A 6,136-nucleotide genomic window follows, 5' to 3' on the forward strand; every position below is an offset into this window, starting at 1 on the left:
TGCCTATTCGTATCACCCGATGAAGCCTGCTCTGGATCTGACGCCTGAGGAGCTAAAGGCCCTCCCTGCCGCGATTGTTTAGCGTCGAACTCACGTTGAGTTAAGTCAGCGATTCCCTGGACAAGCCATCATAGCTGGAAGGAACTATCAAAGAGCCAAAGCGTTGGCCTTGGAATTAGAGCATCAAGTCACTCCAATGGCGCTCGATATTTCCCGTATTGATACCCATGAAACCGCTCTGGATGATGTGGGAATAGTCATGATGTGTTTAGACCAGGAAAGTCTTGAATTTGTTCGGTTATGTATTCAACGCGGAATTCACTATATTGATATTTCTGCAAGCTATTCTATTCTGTCCCAGATTGAGAGGCTTAACCCAGAAGCAGAGGCAGCAAAGGCTACAGTGGTTCTAAGTGTAGGGTTGGCCCCCGGTTTAACCAATCTTTTGGTCAAGCATTGTCAATCGAAGGTGCCAGATATGACCTATGCTGACATATACATTCTGCTGGGGATGGGAGATATTCACGGCGACGCGGCCCTGCAATGGACGTTGGCGAATTTGAACCGAGAGTTTTCAATTCGCGAGAATAGAGGAACCCAACAGGTCAGAAGCTTTACAGATGGCAAATCAACGGTTTTTCCTGGAAGGCTAGGAAAAAGAACGGCTTATCGGTTCAATTTTTCCGATCAACATGTGCTGCCACAAACCTTGGGACTTCAGAGTGTCGCTACACGGCTTTGCTTTGACTCTGCCTGGATAACATCTTTGTTTCCTGCCCTGAACAGAATAGGTGTAAGCAGTTTACTGACCCTGAAAGGTGTTGAAAGATTGACGGTCAGCTTGTTGAAGCGACTACATTTGGGTTCTGCCGACTTTGCTGTCAAGGTAGATGGAGGGAGTTCACAAGAACAAGGGGCCTTATATGAATGTTCACTGTGGGGAGAAGTGGAAGGACGAGTGACTGGGCTAGTGGCTGCCAAGGTTGCTGAAAAACTAGTTCTAGCTTCATATCCTCCTGGGGTATTCCATATTGAGCAATTATTTACGCTCCATGAACTCTTGGAAAACCTAGATCAGTATGGTTTGAAGTTTGAAGAAAAGGAATGTGTCACGGCATAGTGGACAACTATCAATCAACCAAAGCCCTAATCCGTTTATGCACATGGGATAGGTGTGACATAAGCATTACCGCCGATCGGTGATGTGCCAGTCGTTATGCGACCAACAGATTGCTCGGAAAGACATACTAGGAGAGAGGAATCAGTCTACACACTTTGCTCTAGGAATCATGGAAAACTGGTTGGTGCTGTCTCTAGGCATTCTCATCCTCGGACTATTGGTGGGAATGGTTTATCAGAGAGTGGGTCAAGCGTTTGATCGACGCAAATATCCTCCACCCGGTCAACTGGTCGATATTGGGGGAGTTCGTCTACATCTCAACTGTCTTGGACAGGGAACACCAACGGTTGTTATGGATGCGGGGGGTAGTGCTCCCGCCATCGCATGGGGGATGGTGCCTGCTGAAATTGCAAAATTCACTCGTGTTTGCACCTATGATCGGGCCGGTTTTGGTTGGAGCGACCCTAACCCCAGGCAACCTCGCACCAGTCAACAGAGCGTTGATGACTTACATTTACTGCTGACCAAAGCTGGAATTAACCCTCCCTACCTTTTGGTGGGCCACTCCCTCGGTGGCGTCAATATGCGGCTGTATGCGAGTCAATATCCAGAAGACGTAGTCGGATTAGTGTTAGTCGATTCTTCCCATGAACATCAGATGACCTCTGAAATGTGGAGAAGCGTACTAAGGATATCTTGGGTTTATCAGGTTTTGAGAATTTTCAGTCACATTGGCATGGTCCGATTAATCGGAGAGATGAATCTGTTACCCATGCTTAAAGTCCTTAAGCAAAAAATTCAAAAATATCCGTTGGCCGTACAAACCTTATTTGATACCTTTAAATCCTTTTGTTACCGTCCCCACTATTGGGCAACCGCCTCCAGCGAATTTGCCCATGCTAAAGCAAGCCTTGAAGGCCTTCAATCCGTTACATCGCTGGGCAGCTTACCTTTGATGGTGCTAAGCCAAGGTGCCAAAGATCCAAGGATAAGTGAAGAAAGATTCCAACGATGGGCCGCACTTCAATTGGACCTCACAAAACTATCTTCGAATAGTCAACGTATCGTTGCAGAAGAGAGTGGACATTGGATCCCCCTTGATCAGCCAGAGATAATCGTCGATGCGGTACGACGTTTAATTGAAAGGGTTTAGCCTCATAAAAGGCATGGTATACCGGTCTTTCAACGGATGGGATAAACCCTGTACAGGTGTGCTGATGCTTCTAGCAACTGCTAAACGGGCTATTGGACGACACTCGTTTTGGTATTTACAACCGTTTTGCTAAAACAGCGGTCAATCCAATTTTTATGACACCTGAGTTGGCTGGAGATTGCTAGAGACCGGTCCTAGATATTGATTGAGATGGGGAGAGAAAACCTCATAAATCAAAGTCAGAGGCTGACCATCATGCCAAAACAAATAGTAACGGCCCCAAAACGGTCCCGGATGGTCGAAGGCTTTAGATAACGCTTCAGACTGACCACAGAAGACCTGACGAATATCTCTGAACAATTCAGTCCGCGACTGGGACAAGCTGGCCCAAATGGGTAAAGAGCGGTTTTGTAAATACTCATCCACATGGCTGGCTTCCCACCAAGATGTAGCGTAGGCGAGGCGTTGACCAGAAGTCGTTCGTAGCCAGACCTGACGGCGTAAGCGAGGACCAGGGACAGCCTTAATTAAATCGGGGGCATTATCTTGCTCAGACCCGACAAAGGACATATCAATCACATCCACTTCCGTCGGCTCACCCGTGAGCAACTGCAAATGGCGGGTCGGAGAGCCATCTCCCAGAATCAACATTTGCCAAGTGGGAGAGAGTTGATAATAAGGAAGGCCAGGTTGAATTCGGGTTTGATCGGCTTGCCATAGGACATCTACATGATGCCAGGTGGAGGTCAGGGGAGCTTGATTATTGGTATCAGCGTTTGCTAACAAAGGTCTTCACAAAACTTTTCAATATGTTTTTATCATAGACAGTATTTGACCCTGCGTGCAAAAATCAGACCCGGTTAGGGTTGCTGGCTATACTGGTGTCGTAAAAACTTGACCCACGAAAACAGTCTTAACGTACACATTATTCGCCCATAGGATATGAGTTCTTCCCCAGGCTTGCTGCATGTTAACGATCTAAAGATTGCCTATGCTCAGCAGTGGGGGCAAATGGATACCCAAACATGGGCCGTTAACCGAGTGTCCTTTAAGCTAGAGGCTGGTGAGCGACTGGGACTTGTGGGAGAATCCGGCTGTGGTAAGTCCACCATTGGCCGGGGGCTGATGCAACTCCTACCGCTGGGCACCCGACTGGAAGGCGAGATTAACTTTGTTGGCAAATCTGTTTTATCGCTGACGGGCAAGGATTTGCAACGATTCCGAGGTGAGGAAATCGCCCTTGTCTTTCAAGATCCAATGACCCGCTTAAATCCGCTGCTAACGGTGAAAAAGCATTGTCTAGAAACCCTGAAAGTCCATCGCCCTCAACTGTCTGCGGAAGACGCCAAAACTAAAGTCTTAGATACCCTAAACGCCGTCAATATCCCCGCAGAACGATGGACGCAATATCCTCACGAGTTTAGTGGGGGGATGCGACAGCGGGTGGCGATTGCTTTAGCGCTTCTCCTTGACCCCAAAATGCTGATTGCCGATGAACCCACCACTAGTTTGGATGTGACGGTAGCCGCCCAAATTCTGAAGGAGATGACTCGCCTCTGTGAAGAGCGTCAGATGGGGCTGCTGTTAATTTCTCATGACTTGGCGTTGGTGAGTGAATATTGCGATCGCGTTGCCGTCATGTACCAGGGCAAAATGGTCGAGTTAGGGCCAGCCCAGGAAATTCTCACGAATCCTCAACATGCCTACACCCAGTCTTTGCTGCAAGCGGCCCTCCATTTGCAAACGAGTGCAGCCGAAGACCTGGCCGAGGTCGAGCCCTCCCAGGAAAATGAGGTGCTGCTTCAACTGCAAGATCTGCAACAGCATTACACCCTAGAAACCAATTTTGTCGCCCGTCTCTTTGCTAAACAAACAGATGCCATCAAAGCTGTAGATGGCATTACCTTAAATATCTATACGGGGGAGACCCTGGGCTTGGTCGGAGAGTCCGGCTGTGGCAAAAGCACCCTCTCTCGCACCATTTTGCAGCTGGTGCGCCCAACAGCAGGCAGTGTTCAGTTTGACAAGCTAGAGCTAACGTCTCTAGAAGAACGTGAACTGCGGCAATGTCGCCGTCAAATTCAAATGATCTTCCAAGATCCACGAGCCTGTCTGAATCCTCGGATGAAGATTGGTCAGAGTGTGGCCGAACCGCTGCTGATTCATAAGTTGGCAACCCCTGCAGAAGCTCAGTCACAAATGCATGCCATGCTGGAGCGAGTGGGGCTAACCCCCACCACAGACTATGCCCAACGGTTTCCTAGCGATATTTCGGGGGGACAACAGCAGCGAGTGGCGATCGCACGAGCCTTAATTACCCAACCCAAGCTCGTGATCTGTGATGAACCCGTGAGTATGCTGGATGCCAGTATTCAGACCCAGGTGCTGGATTTGATGCAGTCCTTGAAGGATGATTTCAACCTAACGTACCTATTTATTACCCATGATTTGTGGGTGGCGCGATTCTTTTGCGATCGCATTGCCGTCATGAATAAGGGCAAAATCGTTGAAATCGGTCCCACGGAAGAGATCTTCACTAATCCTCAACATCCCTATACTCAAACGCTACTCGGAGCCGCCCCCTTACTCGCTCGCCTTCAGGAAGGTTAATCGCGATGAAAATAGAGCCGCTGATCACCGTTAAAGATGTGGCAGCAAGTAGCCAGTTTTACCAACAACTCTTGGGGTGTGAAAGCGCTCATGGGGGCGATGAGTATGAAATGCTGACGGTTGACGGGAAACTGCTGCTGCAACTGCATCGCCTGGATGTGCATGAACATCCAGGGCTGTGGAATCCTGAGATACCGCCTGGGAATAGGGTGATTTTATGGTTTCGCACGGATGATTTTGAGGCCAGCGTTGCCAAGGTTCGAGCCCTCAGTCCAGAAATTGTCACCGAACCTCATATCAACCCCAATGCCCAACAGCATGAAATTTGGTTTCGAGATCCGGATGGTTACTTGGTTGTGATCTCCGACCATATGGGTGATTCCAAAGCCTAGAATGGTCTTGTATTAAGGGTAAGGTATACCTTTGAAAAAGTTAACTAATATCCTCCCTTTTGCCCAACCAGGTTCGGATGAAGCTTACGAATTAGTTAGAACAGAGAATAACTTCAACTGCATTGAAGCACGCAACTATGTGACAGAGATGTGGCATCGGCTTGACGAAATGCTGGATCCAGATTTCGTTCAAAATTTGGGAGAAGGTTATTACCAGAGAGTTTGGGAGTTATATCTTGGTGTCTCTCTGTTGGAGTCTAGATGCAAGCTAGAGAATAAAAATGCTTCCGAAGGACCTGATTTTAAGGTTGTAAAACCGCACCATATATGGGTCGAGGCAATAGCTCCCAATCAAGGCTCTAGTTCTGATGCTATACCGAAAAAACAACCCGGTGCTCATCCTGTTCCTGATGAGAAAATTAAACTCAGGATAACCAGTGCTTTCTGGGAAAAGTGCAAGAAATTCGACCATTATCGGGAAAAAGGTATTGTTGGACCGCATGATGCGTGTGTGATAGCCATTAATGGATGTAGGATTCCAAGTGCCTTGAAGGAGCGATCTGATTTACCGAGAGTGGTTAGGGCATTCTTTCCGTTTGGTTACGAGACCATTTACTACGATCGAGAGACTCTCTCTATTCTTAAAACAGACCATCAGTATCAAGCAGAGATCTCTCGACAAGCTGGAGATAACATTCCAATGACACTATTTCAAAAAGGTCCTCAAGTATCATCGATTTCAGCTATCTCAGCTGTTATCTATACCTGGGCAGATGACCTAAATCATCCGAATGTTGGGCAACCAGATTTGAGTAGAAGTGGTTGCGACTTTATGGTTGTGCACAATCCATTAGCAAGCAA

Annotated in this window: 5 protein-coding genes and 1 pseudogene; 5 read left to right on the forward strand and 1 reads right to left on the reverse strand. The window is 47.8% G+C overall.

Translation table 11 applies throughout. The features are described from left to right. Window positions 1-115: 115 nt before the first annotated feature. Both Q0986_RS17085 and Q0986_RS17090 read left to right on the forward strand, forming a co-directional pair. A pseudogene (locus Q0986_RS17085) lies at window positions 116-1,120 on the forward strand (saccharopine dehydrogenase NADP-binding domain-containing protein); the annotation flags it as partial. Window positions 1,121-1,289: 169 nt separating this feature from the next. Continuing rightward, window positions 1,290-2,273 (forward strand): alpha/beta hydrolase, encoded by a 984-nt coding sequence (locus Q0986_RS17090; protein WP_299413218.1) that lies wholly within the window; start codon window positions 1,290-1,292, stop codon window positions 2,271-2,273. A 153-nt stretch (window positions 2,274-2,426) separates the two neighbouring features. Here Q0986_RS17090 and Q0986_RS17095 read toward each other — a convergent pair whose 3' ends face one another. Next, a complete protein-coding gene (locus Q0986_RS17095) occupies window positions 2,427-3,059 on the reverse strand; it encodes a chorismate lyase (protein ID WP_299413220.1) in 633 nt (210 codons plus the stop codon). 156 nt (window positions 3,060-3,215) lie between these two features. On the opposite strand from Q0986_RS17095, the gene Q0986_RS17100 reads away from it, so the two are divergent. The 3 genes from Q0986_RS17100 to Q0986_RS17110 form a co-directional block, all read left to right on the forward strand. Then, on the forward strand, window positions 3,216-4,883 hold the full coding sequence (locus Q0986_RS17100) for an ABC transporter ATP-binding protein (protein WP_299413223.1): 1,668 nt from the start codon (window positions 3,216-3,218) through the stop codon (window positions 4,881-4,883). Window positions 4,884-4,888: 5 nt separating this feature from the next. Further along, window positions 4,889-5,275, forward strand: coding sequence for a VOC family protein (locus Q0986_RS17105; protein ID WP_299413225.1), 387 nt, complete (start codon window positions 4,889-4,891; stop codon window positions 5,273-5,275). 31 nt (window positions 5,276-5,306) lie between these two features. Continuing rightward, window positions 5,307-6,136, forward strand: an 830-nt coding sequence (locus Q0986_RS17110; RefSeq protein WP_299413227.1) for a hypothetical protein, incomplete at its 3' end; no start/stop codon positions are given.

This window comes from Acaryochloris sp. IP29b_bin.148 (assembly GCF_028285565.1).
Lineage (GTDB): Bacteria > Cyanobacteriota > Cyanobacteriia > Thermosynechococcales > Thermosynechococcaceae > Acaryochloris.